Annotated in this window: 13 protein-coding genes; 12 read left to right on the top strand and 1 reads right to left on the bottom strand. The window is 68.8% G+C overall.

Annotated features, from left to right (window positions below; translation table 11 throughout):
* Positions 1 to 28 precede the first annotated feature (28 nt).
* The 8 genes from ABZS29_RS25560 to ABZS29_RS25525 all read left to right on the top strand — a co-directional run bounded on the left by ABZS29_RS25560 (position 29) and on the right by ABZS29_RS25525 (position 9,429).
* A complete protein-coding gene (locus tag ABZS29_RS25560; RefSeq protein WP_355465257.1) occupies positions 29 to 796 on the top strand; it encodes a phytanoyl-CoA dioxygenase family protein in 768 nt (255 codons plus the stop codon).
* Positions 793 to 1,713, top strand: coding sequence for an AraC family transcriptional regulator (locus tag ABZS29_RS25555; protein ID WP_355465256.1), 921 nt, complete (start codon positions 793 to 795; stop codon positions 1,711 to 1,713). The genes ABZS29_RS25560 and ABZS29_RS25555 overlap by 4 nt, the downstream gene beginning before the upstream one ends.
* A gap of 10 nt (positions 1,714 to 1,723) precedes the next feature.
* Entirely contained in the window at positions 1,724 to 2,440 is a 717-nt protein-coding gene (locus ABZS29_RS25550) for a Type 1 glutamine amidotransferase-like domain-containing protein (protein ID WP_355465254.1), read from the top strand.
* Between the two features lie 132 nt (positions 2,441 to 2,572).
* Complete coding sequence (locus tag ABZS29_RS25545) at positions 2,573 to 3,394, top strand: trypsin-like serine protease (protein ID WP_355465252.1); 822 nt, start codon at positions 2,573 to 2,575, stop codon at positions 3,392 to 3,394.
* Positions 3,395 to 3,591: 197 nt separating this feature from the next.
* Positions 3,592 to 6,072: a leucine--tRNA ligase gene (leuS, locus tag ABZS29_RS25540; protein WP_355465250.1), complete on the top strand. Its 2,481-nt coding sequence runs from the start codon at positions 3,592 to 3,594 to the stop codon at positions 6,070 to 6,072.
* Positions 6,073 to 6,078: 6 nt separating this feature from the next.
* Positions 6,079 to 6,483, top strand: a complete 405-nt coding sequence (locus tag ABZS29_RS25535; protein ID WP_355465248.1) for a YjbQ family protein — start codon at positions 6,079 to 6,081, stop codon at positions 6,481 to 6,483.
* Positions 6,484 to 6,552: 69 nt separating this feature from the next.
* A complete protein-coding gene (locus tag ABZS29_RS25530) occupies positions 6,553 to 6,741 on the top strand; it encodes a hypothetical protein (protein WP_355465246.1) in 189 nt (62 codons plus the stop codon).
* A gap of 138 nt (positions 6,742 to 6,879) precedes the next feature.
* On the top strand, positions 6,880 to 9,429 hold the full coding sequence (locus tag ABZS29_RS25525; protein ID WP_355465244.1) for a helix-turn-helix domain-containing protein: 2,550 nt from the start codon (positions 6,880 to 6,882) through the stop codon (positions 9,427 to 9,429).
* 602 nt (positions 9,430 to 10,031) lie between these two features.
* On the opposite strand, the gene ABZS29_RS25520 is transcribed toward ABZS29_RS25525, so the two are convergent.
* Positions 10,032 to 10,541 carry a pyridoxamine 5'-phosphate oxidase family protein gene (locus tag ABZS29_RS25520; RefSeq protein WP_355465242.1) on the bottom strand — a complete coding sequence of 170 codons (510 nt, stop codon included), beginning with the start codon at positions 10,539 to 10,541 and terminating at the stop codon, positions 10,032 to 10,034.
* A 218-nt stretch (positions 10,542 to 10,759) separates the two neighbouring features.
* Between ABZS29_RS25520 and ABZS29_RS25515 the strand changes: the two genes are divergently transcribed.
* The 4 genes from ABZS29_RS25515 (at position 10,760) to ABZS29_RS25500 (ending at position 17,397) form a co-directional block, all read left to right on the top strand.
* Entirely contained in the window at positions 10,760 to 11,602 is an 843-nt protein-coding gene (locus ABZS29_RS25515) for a DegV family protein (protein ID WP_355465240.1), read from the top strand.
* Positions 11,603 to 11,868: 266 nt separating this feature from the next.
* Positions 11,869 to 12,513, top strand: a complete 645-nt coding sequence (locus tag ABZS29_RS25510) for a ComEA family DNA-binding protein (protein ID WP_355465238.1) — start codon at positions 11,869 to 11,871, stop codon at positions 12,511 to 12,513.
* Between the two features lie 19 nt (positions 12,514 to 12,532).
* Entirely contained in the window at positions 12,533 to 14,896 is a 2,364-nt protein-coding gene (locus tag ABZS29_RS25505) for a ComEC/Rec2 family competence protein (protein ID WP_355465236.1), read from the top strand.
* Positions 14,897 to 15,054: 158 nt separating this feature from the next.
* Positions 15,055 to 17,397: a DUF222 domain-containing protein gene (locus ABZS29_RS25500; protein WP_355465234.1), complete on the top strand. Its 2,343-nt coding sequence runs from the start codon at positions 15,055 to 15,057 to the stop codon at positions 17,395 to 17,397.
* Positions 17,398 to 17,500 lie beyond the last annotated feature (103 nt).

Raw genomic sequence — 17,500 nt, 5'->3', positions numbered from 1 at the left:
AAGTACCCGAACACCGAGGAGCTTCGAGATGACGATCACCCCGGCCCGGCCGGAGTTGTCGAGCCTGGCACAGCAGTACGCCGACAAGGGTTTCGTGCTGGTGAAAGGCCTGCTCAGCAAGGAGGAAGCGGCGTACTATCGCGGCCGCAGCCACGACCTGCTGGCGCAGCTGAACCGCAACGACGACCCGACCTGGCAGTCCGCGATGGGCCTGGCCGACGGCGCCACCCGGCTGCAGCACCTGCACGACGCACAGTTCTACGACGCCGAGTTCGCCAAGCTGCTGGTCGACCCGCGGTTCACCGACGTGGCCGCTGCGGTGATGGGCGTGGAGAATGTCCAGCTGCACCACACCAAGCTGTTCGTGAAGCCGCCGGAGAACGGGTCGCCGTTCCCGCTGCACCAGGACCACCCGTTCTTCCCGCACACCTATCACCGGGTCGGGGCGGCGATCTTCCACTTCGACGACGCGCCGATCGAGAAGGGCTGCGTCCGGATCATCCCGGGCAGTCATCTCGACGGACCACGGGAGCATGACCCGGAAGGCTCGTTCCATCTGCTGGAGCCGTCGTTCGACGCCGCGACACCGCAGCCGGCCGAGGCGGGTGACGTCCTGTTCTTCACCTACCTGACCGTGCACGGCTCGGGGGTGAACGTGAGTGACGAGGCCCGGACGACCTGGCTGATCCAGTACCGCGACCCGGCGGACCCGCCGACGGTCAAGACCCACGAGTGGTCGCTCGGCCAGGGCATGATGCTGCGTGGAGTCGACCCCACCGGCAGGAGCAATGTTTGAGGCTTTCGGACGTCCTTGAGGCGGACCGCTTCGTCGACCTCGCCGGACTGCTGGAGTCCTGCGAGGTCGACGGGTTCCGTGCGGACTTCCTCAGCTGGGGGCACTACCGGCCGGAGTACTGGCGCAATTACTGGCACATGCACTCGTTCCACGAGGTCTGCCTGGCCTACTCCGGTTCCGGTCGCTTCAACAACGGCACAGCGCAGTACGACGTCGCTGCTGGCTCGGTGTTCCTCGCCCGGCCCGGTGATGTCCACGAGATCGAGTCTTCGCGCGCAGAGCCGTTGGGGATCGCCTTCTGGGGCTTCACCTTCCGGCCGGGCTCGACGCAGGACGGGCGGCCGGCCGCGGCTCCGGAGCAGCCGGGCTGGTGGTCGGGGCTGACTCGTTCCGCTGGACCTGTCCTCTCCGACCGGAGCGGGTCCCTGCCTGCGCTCATCACGGCACTTGCGGCCGAGGCGGCTGCGCCCGTCGCCGGCTACAGCACCGCCCTTCAGGCGCTCGGTGCGACTCTGGTGCTTGAGACCGCACGTGCGTTCGCATTGGACGAAGACCTCGCTGTCGAGCCAGTACGCCGTGACCGCGGGCTGCTGGTGGTCGAAGCCATGCAGCGACACCTGCGGGACAACCTGTCCCGGCCGATCACGGTCCGGGACGTGGCGGCCGTCGTACACCTGTCGGAACGGCATGCGGAGCGGTTGTTCACCCAGCAGACCGGTGCGTCGATCATGGCGACGCTCTGGCGTCTCCGGCTCGAGCTGGCCGCCCAACTGCTGCTGGACCCGTCGTTGACGGTCACCGAAGTGGCTCGCGCCTGCGGGTACTCAGATGTCCGCCCGTTCTCCACCGCCTTCAAGCGCCACTACGGGCGCACACCCGGCGAGCACCGACGCTCCGGCGGGACAGAGTTCATCTAGTCTCTGGAAGATGAAAGCTCTTCTTGCCTCGAGCGGCACGATGAACGGCAGCATTCAGGACGCACTGGTCGACCTACTGGGCAAGCCAATCGCCGAGTCGAACGCACTCTTCATCCCCACTGCGATCTACTCGTTCCCTGCTGGCGGCAATTACGCCTGGAACGCGCTGCACAGCCCGCTGTGTGAGCTGGGCTGGAAGTCGCTGGGCTTGCTGGAGCTGTCAGTGCTGCCGAGCATCGAAGCGGATGCCTGGGTTCCGATGGTCCAAGACGCCGATGCACTGCTGGTGTGGGGCGGCGACCCGCTGTTCCTCGCCAACTGGATGCGGCGGTCCGGGCTGGCGGACCTGATGCCGACACTGCGTCCCGTCTACGTCGGTGTGAGTGCAGGAGCGATCGCTGCGGCGTCCACGTTCGTCGAGACGTTTCTGGACCCGCCGCGCGAGTCCGACGGAGCGGTGCAGACCGAGGACATCGTCTTCAGTACGCCGGACGGCGACGTCGACCGCATCCTGGTCACGGGACAGGGCCTGGGCCTCACCGACTTCGCAGTGATCCCGCACTACGAGAACCCGAACCATCTCGACGCATCGGCCGCGAACGCGCCCCTCTGGGCGGCCCGGATCCCGCTCCCGACGTACGCGATCGACGATCAGTCGGCGGTCCAGGTCGTCGACGGCGTGGCTTCGGTCGTCTCCGAGGGGCAGTGGAAACTGTTCCAGCCCTGATCACCCAGCGTAGTCGGATGACGTCTGGACAGCCAGGGGTGGCGTTGCTCCAATGCAGGGAGTTGTTCCGCCGTATCCCCTGTGGGAGGGGCCATAAGGAGTCGACTCGGCCGCATCATCGGAACCTGTGTGGTGACGCTCGGACTCGCGTTCGCACCGGCCTTGTCGGCCAGTGCCATCACCGGTGGCGAGCCTGACGGCAACGCACATCCGAACGTCGGCGTGATCCTGTTCTACCAACCGGACGGACGGTTCCGGTGTACGGCGACCCTGGTGTCGCCGACCGTTCTGGTGACCGCCGCGCACTGCACGATCGGCACGCTGGGCAAGACGCTGGTGACCTTCGACTCGGTGATCGCCCAGCAACCGCCGTCCCCGTTCCCGGTCGCCGCCGACCCGGCCAAGGGCTACACCCAGGCTGAGCTCGAGGCGGCCGGCTACAAGTCCGGTACCGCGTCCACGCACCCGAAGTACTCGAACTTCACCGACCTGGACAACTGGAACGACGTCGGCGTGATCGTGCTCGACCGTCCCGTCACGAACCTCGCGCCGGCGAAGATCGCGCCCGCCAACTATCTGAATGCCTACCAGCAGCCCAAGCTGAACAGCACGATCTTCACTTCGGTCGGCTACGGCACCGAGGTCCGCAAGGCGGACTCCGGCCCGCAGAAGCCCACGCCGATGTCGTACCCGCTCCTTCGGCGCTGGGCCGAGGAGCCGGGCCAGAAGCTCACTCCGCAGATTCTGCAGGTGAACGGGAACGAGCACGACAACCGCGGTACCGGCGGCACGTGCTTCGGTGACTCCGGCGGCCCGACCTTCCACGGCGGCTACCAGGTGACAGTGACCAGCTACGGCTACACGCAGAACTGCCGTTACCTCGACGGCCTGCAGCGGATCGACATCAAGGTGGTCCAGGACTGGCTGAAGACCTTCGGCGTACCGATCGGCTGACGGGAGCGCGCTGTGTCGCGACGGTGTCGGGCCGTCGTGACACGGTGCTATCCTGACCGCATGCGAGTGAGCCTGCTCCTTAGTTAGCCGTACCGGCATTCAGGCGCTTCCAGCGCCGGCCCGTACGGCGTCCCCTCCTGAGCGAGGGGCTTTTTCGTTTATAGGCTCAACACAGACACGAGCGGGAGAGTAAGACCGTGAGCGAGCAGGTGGACGACACTCCGATCGACCGGGGTGGCTACGACTTCAACGCGATGCAGGCCAAGTGGCGTCCGGTGTGGGAGAAGCTGGACCCGTTCAAGGCCAAGGACGACGGCTCGGCCGAGCGGCGCTACGCGCTCACGATGTTCTCCTACCCCTCCGGCGACCTGCACATGGGGCACGCCGAGGTGTTCGCGCTGCACGACGTGCTGTCGCGGTACTGGTTCCAGCAGGGCTACGACGTGCTGAACCCGATCGGCTGGGACTCCTTCGGGCTGCCCGCCGAGAACGCGGCGATCAAGCGCAACGAGCACCCGGCGACCTACACCTACGCCAACATCGAGACCCAGGCCGAGTCGATCCGCCGGTACGCGATGAGCTTCGACTGGTCCAAGCGGCTGCACACGTCCGACCCGGAGTACTACCGGTGGACGCAGTGGCTGTTCACGCGGTTCTACGAGCGTGGGCTGGCGTACCGCAAGGCGTCGTACGTGAACTGGTGCCCGAACGACCAGACCGTGCTGGCCAACGAGCAGGTCGTGCAGGGCCGCTGTGAGCGCTGCGGGTTCGAGGTCACCAAGCGCGAGCTGACCCAGTGGTACTTCAAGACCACCGAGTACGCGCAGCGCCTGCTGGACGACATGGACCAGCTGCAGTGGCCCGAGGAGATCCTGCTGCAGCAGCGGAACTGGATCGGCCGCTCGGAGGGTGCGTTCACCGAGTTCCAGGTCGAGGGTCGCTCCGAGCCGATCCGGGTGTTCACCACCCGGCCGGACACGCTGTTCGGCGCCACGTTCCTGGTGGTCGCTCCGGACGCTCATCTGGCCGCCGAGCTGGTGACGCCGGAGCAGCAGAGTGCCTTCGACGAGTACCTGCGCGCCGTCAAGGCGACCACCGAGATCGAGCGGCTGAGTACCGACCGCGAGAAGACCGGTGTCTTCCTGGGCTCGTACGCCGTCAACCCGGTCACCGGGCAGCGGATCCCGATCTGGGCGGCCGACTACGTGCTGGCCGACTACGGCACCGGCGCGATCATGGCCGTGCCCGGTCAGGACAGCCGGGACTGGGAGTTCGCCGAGAAGTTCGGCCTGCCGATCGTCCGGACCGTGCAGCCCGAGGAGGGCTTCGACGGCAAGGCGTTCACCGGTGACGGACCGGCGATCAACAGCTCGAACGACGAGATCAGCCTGGACGGGCTGGAGGTCGCCGAGGCCAAGTCACGGATCATCGACTGGCTGGAGAGCAAGGGTCTGGGCGAGCGGACGATCAACTACCGGCTGCGCGACTGGCTGCTGAGCCGGCAGCGCTTCTGGGGTGCGCCGATCCCGATCATCCACTGCCCCGACTGCGGCGAGGTCCCGGTTCCGGACGACCAGCTGCCGGTCGAGCTGCCCGACCTGCGCGGCGCTGACCTGGCGCCCAAGGGCGTCTCGCCGCTGGCCGCTGCTCGCGACTGGGTCGAGGTCGCCTGCCCGAAGTGCGGTGGCGCCGCCGAGCGCGACACCGACACGATGGACACCTTCGTCGACTCCTCGTGGTACTTCCTGCGCTACCTGTCGCCGGACTACACCGAGGGCCCGTTCGACCCGGGCATGGCTGACCGCTGGATGTCGGTCTACCAGTACGTCGGCGGCAAGGAGCACGCCGTACTGCACCTGCTGTACGCGCGGTTCTTCACCAAGGCGCTGCACGACATGGGCATGCTGAAGGTCACTGAGCCGTTCACCCGGCTGCTGAACCAGGGCCAGGTCGTCAACCAGGGCAAGGCGATGAGCAAGTCCCTGGGCAACGGCGTCAACCTGGGCGACCAGCTGGACGAGTTCGGCGTGGACGCGGTCCGGCTGACGATGGTCTTCGCCGGTCCGCCGGCCGACGACATCGACTGGGCGGACATGTCGCCGGGTGGTGCGCTGAAGTTCCTGCAGCGTGCCTGGCGGCTGGCCGGTGCGGTCGAGTCCCCGGTCGGGACCGACCCGGCATCGGGTGACGTGGCGCTGCGCCGGATCACCCACAAGACGGTCTCGGACGCGACCGAGCTGATCGACTCGATGCGCTTCAACGTCGTGGTCGCCCGGATCATGGAGCTGGTCAACGCGACCCGCAAGGCGATCGACTCCGGCCCCGGTGCGGCCGACCCGGCGGTGCGGGAGGCGGTCGAGACGACCGCGATCCTGCTGAGCCTGGTGGCGCCGTACACGGCCGAGGAGATGTGGGAGGAGCTGGGCCACGAGCCGACCGTCGCCAAGGCGGGCTGGCCTGTCGTCGACCCCGCCCTGCTGGTCGAGGACACCGTGACCTGCGTGGTGCAGATCGCCGGCAAGGTGAAGGCCCGGCTGGAGGTCTCGCCGCAGATCACCGACGCCGAGCTGGAGCAGCTGGCGCTGGCCTCGGACGCGGTCCAGAAGGCGCTGGACGGCCGCGGTACCCGCAAGGTCATCGTGCGGGCGCCGAAGCTGGTCAACATCGTCCCGGCCTGATTCCTGATGGATTCCGAGCTCATTGATCTTCGGACCGGTACTCGTGAGGTCGTGTTCGACCTCACGAGCCGGTGCGAGGAGTGGGTCGCCGGTCGTGGCGATGGGCTGCTTCACGTCTTCGTGCCGCACGCGACGGCCGGGGTGGCGATCCTGGAGACCGGTGCGGGCAGTGATACCGACCTGCTCGCGGTGCTCGAGGAGTTGCTGCCCCGCGACTTCGGCTGGCGGCATCGGCACGGTTCGCCCGGCCACGGCCGGGACCACGTGCTGCCGGCGATCATCCCGCCGTACGCGACGGTGCCGGTGCTCGGCGGGCGGCTGACGCTGGGCACCTGGCAGTCGATCTGCTTCGTCGACACCAACGTCGACAACCCCGACCGGCAGGTCCGGCTGTCGTTCCTGGCCGGTTAGATTGTTACGTATCGTGGTGTTGGCGGCAACGTTACGTAGGCGAAACACGGCTTCGATTCAATAGTTCTCATGGCAGCTCTCGACACCCTGCGTGACCACTGCGCCGAACTTCTGATCCGCGCGACCGAGGGTATCTGCGCGGGCAGCCGGGTCAATGCCGAGCTCGGCCACGCCGAGGCGCTGGCGCGGCGGGACGACTGGAACAGCGTGTTCGCCCTCTACGCGACCGACGACGTACCGGCTCGCGCGACGGCGTGAGACGCCTTTTCACTTTCGCTTAGTTGCCGTCCGCAACGGCCTGGTGTGATCCAGGTCGCTGTCCCGCGCGCCGGTCGGCCCGGCGCGAGCGTCCCGCTCAGGCTATGTTGTGTCGGGAACGTTTGGGGGTGACGGGCTTTGCCGGACACGGATGGCCGCGGGCTTGCCGGCCTCCTGCTCGACCTCAGGGTTCAGGCAGGACTGTCCCAGGAGGAGCTGGCCGATCAGGCCGGGCTGAGCGTGCGGACGATCCGCGAGCTCGAGGCCGGTCGCGTGGCTCGCCCCCGCAAGGACTCGGTCCGGCTGCTCAGTGAAGCCCTCGGTCTCAGTCCTCAGGACGCATCACGATTCCTCGCGGCCGCCGGGCACGGCGTCGTCGCACGGCCTGTTGTCTCGGTCGCGGACCCCGCGCCGACCGGTCTGCGCTGGCGCGGGACCCGCCCGATCCCGGACGGTCTCGTCGGTCGCGAGGACGAGTTGGCGGAGCTCGAAGGGCTGCTGCGGCAGAACCGCCTCATCACGCTGGTCGGCCCGGGCGGTGTCGGCAAGACCGAGCTCGCGCTCGCTGCGGCCGACCGGTTCTCCGGGGCCGACACGACGGTCGTGGTCGTCGACCTGACCACGGTTCAGCGCGATGCCGCCGTACCGTCGGCGATCCTGGACGCCTTCGGAACCGCCCCCGGTACGTCGGACCTGGACGACGTACTGTCCGGTCGGCAGCCGGGAGATCTGGTGATCGTCGAGGACAACGCGGAGCACGTGCTGGACGGGGTGGCGGAGGTCGCCAACCGGATGGTGCGGAGCTTCCCCGGAGTGGGCGTGCTGGTCACGTCGCGGATCCCGCTCGGGCTGCCGGACGAGGTGGTGCGGCGGGTGCAGGTGCTCGGCGTACCGTCGAACGATGACGATCTCGCGGAGATCGTGGGCAGTCCGGCGGTCGAGATGTTCAGCCGGCGGGTTGCGCGGGTGCGACCCGACTTCGCGGTGACTGCGGAGAACGCTCGTACGGTCGCTCGCTTGTGCCGTCGGCTGGACGGGCTGCCGCTCGCATTGGAGCTAGCGGCTGCGCGCGCCGGTTCGCTGTCGGTGGAGACGATCCTCGCGGCGCTGGACGATCGGTTCCGGCTGCTGTCCGGACCGCGGCGGTTCGGTGCGCCGCATCAGCGGACCTTGGCCGACACGATCGCGTGGAGCGTTGACGCGTTGTCGGACCCGGCGCGGCAGTTGCTGTATCGGACTTCGGTGCTGGGGTCGCCGTTCACGCTCGATGCGGTGGTCGGTGTCTGTACGGGCTATCCGATCGACGCGGCCGACGTACCGATGTTGCTGGCGGAGTTGGTGGACAAGTCGCTGCTGCAGCCAGTGCTCGAGTTCGAGCAGCTGTACGGCGCTCGCTACAAGATGCTCGAGACGATCCGGGAGCACGCGTACGCGGGGTTGTCCTCGCAGGGCGACGACCTGACCGAGTTCCAGGATCGAGCGATCGAGTGGTGCACGACGTACGTCGCGGGGCTGGAAGGCGCTTGGTCGTCGCCGGACCGCGATCGGCGCTACCGGGCTGCGAATGCGAACTCGGCGGTGTTCGAGGTGGCGCTGGAACGCGCCGCGGCGCTGGCGCAGTGGGACGTGGCGGCGCGGATCGTGCTCGGCTTCCGGATCGCGTGGCAGTACCAGGCGAGCGTGGCCGAGAGCGGGATCCGCTGGGCCAGTGTGTGTGCGGACAACGTGGAGGACAAGGAAGTCGCCGGGATGCTCCGGGCGATCGCGGGGCGGCTGTCCAACCTGACCGGTGACGTGCACGAGGCTCGGCGGCACTACGGCGAGGCCCGGCAGCTGATCCCCGGTGAGACCGAGATGGGGCTCGTGGCCCGTGGCGGCTGGGTGTCGTCCGGCTCGCACCTGCTGGACACCCAGAGCCTTGCCGAGATCCCGGCGCTGGTCGAGGACGCGCGCAAGCACGGCGACGTCCAGCGGTCAGCGACCGTGCAGGCGATCTGCGGGCTCGCGCTGCTGCGCTGGGGGCGACTCCCGGAAGCCAAGGAGCTCCTGCTGGCCTGGGAGGCCGCGCTGGTCAACCCGGTCGTCTATCCGGACGAGGTCGGCTACATGGCACTCAGCCGGGTCGAGCTCGAGCTGGGGAACCTCAGCGAGGCGCGGCGCTGGGCGGAGCTTGCCCGCGAGGTCCAGGCCTCCGATGACCCTGAGCGCACCAAGGTGGCCGGTTGCCTGGCCATGGTCGAGTTCCACGACGGCCGGTACGACGAGGCGCGCAGACTGCTCGAAGAGGCCGAGGCCGATATCCGCGGCCACCGGGGGTACTTCGACTACCTGGTGATGCTCTACCGCAGCCGCTTGGCCAGGGCGGCGGGGGAGCCGGAGCAGGCGCGGATCTGCATTCGGGACGCGGTCAGCCGGCTGCTGGCCGAAGGCCGGGTCGTCTACCTGCTGCAGGTCCTGCCGGAGGCAGTGGCCGTCCTGCATGCGCTGGGCAGGTCCGAGGCGGGCGACGCGCTGTGCGGCGAGCTGCTGGCCTGGCAGCGCACTATGGACCCGCCGATGCTCCCGACCGCCTGGGAGGTCCTGCAGGAGTCCTGTGAGCGCGCGGCGAAGGCCACCGGGTGGCCGGAGCCCGATCCTGCGGCCGCCGTACGTCGGCTGGCGGCCGACGTACTGGCCTCCCTTTCCTGAATCGACACTGCCTGACGCTGAATCGGTCAAGCTGCCGGGTAACTGCCGGTTGTTCTGCCTCGTCCGGACAAGCCTGCCCGGACGAGGATTACAGCCGTAGGGCAGGTTCCACGCAGCAGAGTCCGACACCGAGCAGCACAGGGCAGACGAAAGGGCGGGTGATCCGTGTGAGGCCACGGAAGCCGGCTGGTGTGCCGTCGAGCTCGGCGAAGGCGACGCGGAGGGCATCCGGCGGCCGGACGGTGGGGGCGCCGACCGGCTGTCGAGAGCTCCGGTGTGCTGCACCGTGCGGATCTGTCCTGCTCGAACCGGTTGCCGTGCACCGTCAGGGCACCGCACCCGGGGCGAGGTCCCAGCAAGTGGGCAGGCACACGACACAGGGGACGAGTGCCGGCCCAGCTGATACGGGGAAACCGGTGGGTCTGGTCACCCGCCGGCGGATCGGCTGCTGGGGCCTCCCGAGACCTCGACGGGCTCGCGGTCGAACCGGATCGATCCTGATCCGGCACGGGGAGTAGCCCGGCGAGGCACGGACTTGGCTGACATCCAGGGGGAGTCAGCACGAAGTGAGGTGAAGGCTTCCGGAGGGGTCGGCCTTCACCTCACTTGGTCTGTAGCGCCGCCTTGTCGAACGCGTACCCGACCATCCAGGCCGGCTGCAGCCGCGCGTACACGATGTCGTCGGCCCAGCTCGACGGCGAACTGCCGTAATGAGCGACCAGATGCGCCTCGATCTCGTCGAAGTCCGGATGCACCGGTGTCAGGAACTCGACCTCGCCGTGGCTGAACACGCCGATCCGCTCGCCGTCGACGTACGAGATGCTCGCCGCGGGTCTGACCTTCAAATGTCTGGCCTTGGCCGCCGATCCCGCCGTTGTGAACACCCACCGCGCATGCAAGAAGTGCCCGTCGACGGCACTGATCCGCGGCTCGCCCTTCAGCGTGACCGTGGCCAGACTGAGCGTGCGCATGCCGGTCAGCTCCCGCACCAGCTCCTCGGCGTCCAGCCGCCGCTCGTCCGTGATGATGTTCCGCAGATGCTGCGTCGACCGCCCGATCGAGCGGTCCAAAAGCGCCTGCAACTCCCTGACTTCCTCCGGTGTGTCCCTCATCTCCCTGAGTCTGACACCGCGCGCCGACAAAGGGTGTGTCTCCCGGCCACCCGCCTACTGCGCGGCACTCGGCACGGCACCTCGCCGCACGTGTGCGAAGGGCTAGATGCTCCGCATCGAACCCTCCGCCCCCGCACGCCGATGCACCGCACCGAGCACCTGCTCGCTACGGCGCGTGACCGGGAGACACACCCTAAACTCTCCGGTAACCTCGCTGCATGTCCGCCCGCGTGCACGTCGTCACCGACTCCACGGCCGGACTGTCCACGCACGAGGTCCTCAAGCACGCGCTGACCGTCGTACCGCTGCAGGTCGTGATCGGCGGAACGTCGTACGACGACGGCGCCACCTCGGCCGACGCGGTCGCCGAGGCGCTGAAAACCTTCACGCCGGTCTCCACCAGCCGCCCGGCCCCGCAGACTTTCACCGACACGTACGCCGCCTGCGCCGCGGCCGGCGCCGAATCGGTCGTCTCGATCCACCTCTCCGGTGACATGTCCGGCACCTTCGAAGCCGCGATGATCGGCGCCAAGGATTCCCCGATCCCGGTCCGCGTCGTCGACTCCCGCTCGCTCGGCATGGGCCTCGGCTTCCCCGTCCTGGCCGCCGCCACCGCAGCCGCGGCGGGGGAGGACCAAGCCGCCGTCGAAGCCGCCGCCCGAGCCCGCATGACCACCATCTCGACGTACTTCTACGTCGACACTCTCGAATACCTCCGCCGCGGCGGACGCATCGGCGCCGCCCAAGCCCTCCTCGGCACCGCCCTGGCCGTCAAACCCCTGCTGACCATCAAGGGTGGCCGCATCGTCCCCCTCGAAAAGGTCCGCACCTCCTCCCGAGCCATCGCCCGCCTGGCCGACATAGCCGTCCAACGAGCCGGCTCCGAGCCGGTCCAGATCGCGGTCCACCACCTCTCCAACCTGGAGAAGGCGCACTCCCTGGCCGACGGCCTAGCCACCCGTCTCCCGAACGCGGACCCGATAGTCCTCCGCGAAGTAGGCGCCGTCATCGGCGCCCACGTGGGCCCCGGCCTCTTGGCGGTCGTAGTCTCCCCGCTCTAACGAGCCCTCGCAGCCACCAACCCCCGCGGCCCCCGCGCCCACGCCCCTCGCGCCCACGGCCCCCGCGCCGACGCCCCCGCGCCCCTCGCGCCCACGGCCCCCGCGCCCACGGCCCCCGCGCCTCCCGTCGTCGTGCCTCGCGCGTCCCCGCACTCGCGCTTTTCCACAGGTCGCGGATTCATCGGTTCCCCGACCGCGAAAACTCGTACCTTCTCTGTCGACAACGCCCGCCCACGGCGCCCACGACCGGAGGAGAGTGACGACCCATGCCCGGCTGGATCCCCGAAACCACCCGCCTCCGAAACACCCGCTGGACTCTCTCCGCCCGCCACGTCCTAGTCCTGGCCGCAGTCCTGATGATTGGCCTCGGATGGGCAGGCTGCGCCGTCATCCGTGCCCGCCCGGGCCCCATCCCCGATACCCGCCCAACCACCCTCACCACTGGCTCACCCGTCACGCAGCCCGCCAAACCTCCGACCACTCCGCCGGCGACCCTCGTCGTCCACGTAGCCGGCAAGGTCCACCGCCCCGGCCTCGTCCGCGCCCCCACCGGCTCCCGCGTAGCCGACGCCCTCTCCCTCGCCGGCGGCCCTCTCCGCGGAGTAGACCTCAGCTCGCTCAACCTCGCCCGCCAACTCACCGACGGCGAACAAATAGTCGTAGGTCTCCCCGCCCAGCCCACCGGCACCGCCACTCCCGATGGCGCCCAACCCCCAACCACCCCACTCAACCTCAACACCGCAACCGCACCCCAGCTGGACGCCCTCCCCGGCGTCGGCCCAGTCCTAGCCCAACGAATCATCGACTACCGAACCCAGAACGGCCCCTTCACCACAGTCGACCAACTCCAAGAAGTCCCCGGCGTCGGCCCCAAGAAGTTCGACTCCCTGAAACCTCATGTCCGAATCTGACCCCGATCAGTCGGTCCCTTTGGACATCCGACTCCTGGCCCCAGCCGCAGCAGGCTGGCTAACAGCAGTAGTCCTAGTCGGCTACCGCCCGACCATCAGCCTCCTGACCGCCGCCGCAACCCTCACCCTCGCCACCACCACAGCCCTCTTCATCAACCGAACCGATACCGCCACCACCGCCTCCCGCCGCGCCTGGGCGCTCCTCGGCGTACTCGTCGTCATGACCGGCATGGCCCTCGCCGCAGCCCTCCAAACACACAGCCTCCGCGCCGGTCCCATCCGCGCGCTCGCCGCCGACTCCACCACCGTCGACGTCCACCTGAAACTCGACAGCGACCCCGTAGTCCGCCGCACGCCCGGCACCCACCGCCCGCCGTACGTCGTCCTCCAGGCAACCATCGAAGAAGTCCGCCCCCGCTCACCCACGACAAACACCACCCGCGTCCACACGCCAGTGCTCCTGATCGCCAGTGATAGCTGGCGAAACGTCCACTACGGCCAGCGAATCGCCACCACCGGCCGCCTCGACGCAGTACAAGACGGCGACGACGTAGCCGCCACCCTCACCGTACGCACCCCACCCCGCCCCATCGCCGAACCAGCCTGGTGGCTCCGCGCCGCCGAACAAGTCCGCGCCGGCCTCCGCACCGCGGTAGCCAACGAACCACCCGACGTCCGCGGCCTCGTCCCCGCGTTGGTCATGGGCGACGAATCAGCCCTCTCCGAAGACCTCGCCGAAGACTTCAAAACCACCGGCCTAACTCACCTCTCCGCAGTCTCCGGCACCAACCTCACCCTCCTGCTCGCGTTCATCGTCCCCTGCGCCCGCCTGATCGGAGTCCGCGCCCGCGGCCTCACAGCGGTCGGCGTACTGACGGTCGTCGTCTTCGTCATCCTCGCCCGCCCACAACCCAGCGTTCTCCGAGCAGCCGCCATGGGCCTGATCGCCCTAGTCGCTCTGACCAGCGGCGACGGCCGCCGACGAGCCGTCCGCAGCCTCTCGCTCGCCGTGATCGTCCTGCTTCTCCTCGACACCTCACTAGCCCGCTCAGCCGGCTTCGCCCTTTCAGTACTAGCCACGGCCGGCATAGTCCTCCTAGGTCCCGGCTGGCGCGACGCCCTCACCACCTGGCTTCCAACCTGGCTCGCCGAAGCCATCGCCTGCCCACTAGCCGCCCAACTAGCCTGTACGCCGATCGTCGCCTGGCTCTCCGGCGAGGTCTCCCTCGTCGCCGTAGCCGCCAACCTCCTGGCGGGCCCCGCCGTCGGACCAGCCACGATCCTCGGCTTCGCCGCCGCAGGCGTCGCCCTGATCAGCACCACCGCCGCGCAACTCGTCGGCTGGGCTGCAGGCTGGCCGGCCCAATGGATCATCCTGATAGCCCGCCAAGGCGCCGACCTCCCTGGAGCCGCAAACCCCTGGCCGGCAACAGCAATCGGCGTCGCCGTCCTCACCCTGCTCTGCCTCGCCCTGGTCCTCGGCCTCCACCGCCTCCTCACCCGACCGATCGCGATGCTCCTCGCCATCCTGCTGCTGGCACTCGCCGTACTGCGTCCCACCGGTTCCTTCGGCTGGCCGCCACGCGACTGGATCCTCGTCATGTGCGATGTCGGCCAAGGCGACGGCCTCGTACTGCGAGCCGGGGAGCGCACCGCGGTAGTCGTCGACACCGGCCCCGACCCCACCGCGATGAACCGCTGCCTCCGCGACCTCAAGATCGACTACATCCCCATCCTCGTGCTCACCCACTTCCACGCCGACCACGTCGGCGGCCTGGCCGGCGTCCTGAACGGACGTCGCGTCCATCAACTAGAAGTGACGCCGTACTTCTCACCACCCGCGGAATACCGCCGAGTGACCGACCTGGCAGCCAAACACCACGTCCCCGTCCGAACCGTCACCTACCAAGAGAAGCAATCAGTCGGCCCGCTCACCTGGACAACCCTCTGGCCGGCCCGCGTCCCCGCACTACCCCCGCCCGGCAAGTCCTCCGCAACCCCCACCGACGAAGGCTCTCCCGAGAACAACGCCAGCATCACGATGATGGTCGAGGCCGCCGACCTCCGCCTCCTCCTCACCGGCGACCTGGAACCCGAGTCCCAACGAGCCATCCTCGCCACCGGCGCCGACCTCCGCGCCGACGTCCTGAAGGTCCCGCACCACGGCTCAGCCCAACAAGACCCCACCTTCATCGCCGCCACCCAAGCCCGCCTCGCCCTCATCTCCGCCGGCCAGAACAACGACTACGGCCACCCCGCCCCCAGAACCCTTGACCTCCTCTCCCACCAAACCACCCGCACGGCCACCACCAGCACCACCGGCGCCCTAGCCCTAACCAACCCCCACAACCACCTAGCCCTAACCACCCACCAGCCCCGCTAGCCCCGGCCCAGGTGGTTGCTTACAGCAAGCAGTTGCCTGACTCATGCCCACGCCATGGCGGTGGAGAAATAGACCAAAGTCTGTGGATAAGTATTTCCCTTGAAAATAAGGGGTTCTGGCTTTGAAAACTGTCGGTGGGCCTGTCTAGAGTCAACGGTATGGAACTCCTCGGCGAGCGCCCGGCGTGGTCGATGAACGGCAGCGAAGCGCTGTCGGCCATCGACTCGATCGACGCCGAGATCGCCCGGCTGGAGACCTCTCGCCTGCCCTATGTCGCGCGGGTCGACGAAACCGGGCACGCCGAAGACCTCGGCGCCCGCAACACCGCCGAACTCTTGACCTTCCGGTACCGGATGGATCCTCGCAGAGCCCACGGCATGGTCCGCCTAGCACGCGCACTCCCCAAATACTCGGCCGTCACGGACGCGTTGCCCGACCCGACCGTCGCAGTGCCGGTCCCGGACGGCACCGACGAAACCCTGCCGCCCGAAGTCCCGCTCCGACCCGACCAGGCTGCGGTGATCGTGTCCATGCTCGAAAAGGTCCCGCCCACCGTCCCAGTCGAGACCCTCCGCGTCGCTGAGAAAGAGCTCGTCAAGCTCGGCCGGGACCTGTCGCCCGCCGACCTACGCAAAGCCGCCCAGCGCGCCCGCGACATCCTGGACCAGGACGGCCCCGAGCCCGACGAGCAAAAGGCCTACGCCCGCGAACGCCTGACCCTCATCCCCGACGAACACGGCGTCCGCTTCTCCGGCTACCTCGCCAACGACAACGCCGAACTGATGTGCTCCACCATCCACACCGGCGCCCGCCCCCACCGCACCATCGCCGGCGAGCTCGACCCCCGCCCCGCCGAAAAGCGCCGAGCAGACGCCCTGTCCGGCACCCTCCGCATCGCCGCCGCAGTAACCGACGCAGGCGACATCCGCACCACCACCCCCACCACCCCGACCACGCCAGACACGACAGCAAGCCCCACCGATGCACCTGCCACCGCGTCATCCGCTGCATCACGATCAGTCCCCGCACCCGCGGGAGCGCCAGCACCCGTGGCGACATCCGCACCCGCACACGAACCTGCGGCGGCGCCAGCGCCAGTGCCAGCACCGGCGTCCGCACCGGCACCCGCGGCAGCGCCAGGACCAGCATCCGCGACCGTTGCCGACCCGGCCACCCCGCAGCCCGACTCCGCTGTGCCCAATGCCGCCACGGCTGCGGACCCAGCCGCCCATATACCGCCTACTTGGCCGCCGTCCGCGAACTCACCCGCGCAGCCCGACGCTGCTGTGCCCAACGCCGCCACGGCGCCAAGCCAGCCAGGCAGCCCTGCAGAGGTGTACGCCCATGCGAACCCAGCCGCAGGCACACTCCTCGACACCGAAGCCACCGGGGGCGCAGCCACGCAGGCAGAGCGGTGCGCAACCGACGCCGCGAGCGCCACCCTCGGACCAGTAGTCGCCGACAACTGGGTTCCCGGGTTCGGCGCGAAAGCGACCCTGGTCGTCACCATCGACTGGCAGGACCTCAAGAGCGCCACCGCCGACTGCATCGGCGACACCGTGTACGGCGCCGGACTATCAGCGTCGACGGCCCGTCTCCTGGCCTGTGACGCCAAGATCATCCCCGTCGTCCTCGGCTCGAACTCCGAACCCCTGGACGTCGGCCGGTGCGAACGCCTAGTCACCAAAGGCATGCGACGTGCCCTGAACACCCGAGACCGTGGCTGCGTCGTCTGCAACGCCCCACCCGTCCAATGCGACGCCCACCACCTCATCTCCTGGATCGACGGTGGCATCACCGCCGTCAGCAACCTCGTCCTGCTCTGCCGCATCCACCACGTAGACCTGCACGCCGGCAAATGGATCATCACCATCACCGACGGCAAAGTCCACGTAGACCGCCCAAGCTGGGCCAACCCACCATCGCTCGGACGCCGCACACCCCCACCCGATCCGCCGCTCGCCATCGCGCGCGCCGACGCCGGCCGCACATCCAGCACAACCAACCTCAGCACGATGATCAAGCTCGGCGTCACCGAGCCCGACGCGACCGGGCTCGGCGCGTCCGGCGCGACCGAGCCTGGTGTGACCGAGCGCGGCGCGACCAACCCCAGCACAACCAAGTCCAGCGCGAGCATGCCCGACACGATCGACGCCGGCACGTTCCAGCCCGGCACGAGCAAGCCTGGCGCGACCGTGACCAGCACGGATGAGCTGGGAACGGATGGGGTGGGGACCTGTGGGCCTGGCGCGGGTGGGGCGCGTGCGGATGAGTCGTTCGTGGATGGCCTTGTACGGCGTGGGTCTGATGAGGGCGGGAGAGGGGGTTCGGTGCTTACGGCAACGGATGTGCGCGCGGCGACGATGCGCGCGGTCTGGGGTGAAGACCTGCCGTCGGAACCGCCTAGGCACCGCGCACGGTTGAGCGCGTCGCCCGACTTCGATCCGTGGGGAGAAGCTGGTGCGGGAGCTACAGCATCACCACCCTGCGCGCCGCAGTGACCTCGCCCCTGGCGGGCCTCGAGCGCGGAGTCAGCGGACGGCAGATGACCGAGGCGCCGACATCCAGTCGGGATGACGATGTCGCCCAGGCTGGTGCTGTCAC

Origin of the sequence: Kribbella sp. NPDC005582 (assembly GCF_040605415.1) — a bacterium.
Classification (GTDB): Bacteria; Actinomycetota; Actinomycetes; order Propionibacteriales; family Kribbellaceae; genus Kribbella.
This window is presented reverse-complemented; position numbering and strand designations above follow the sequence as displayed.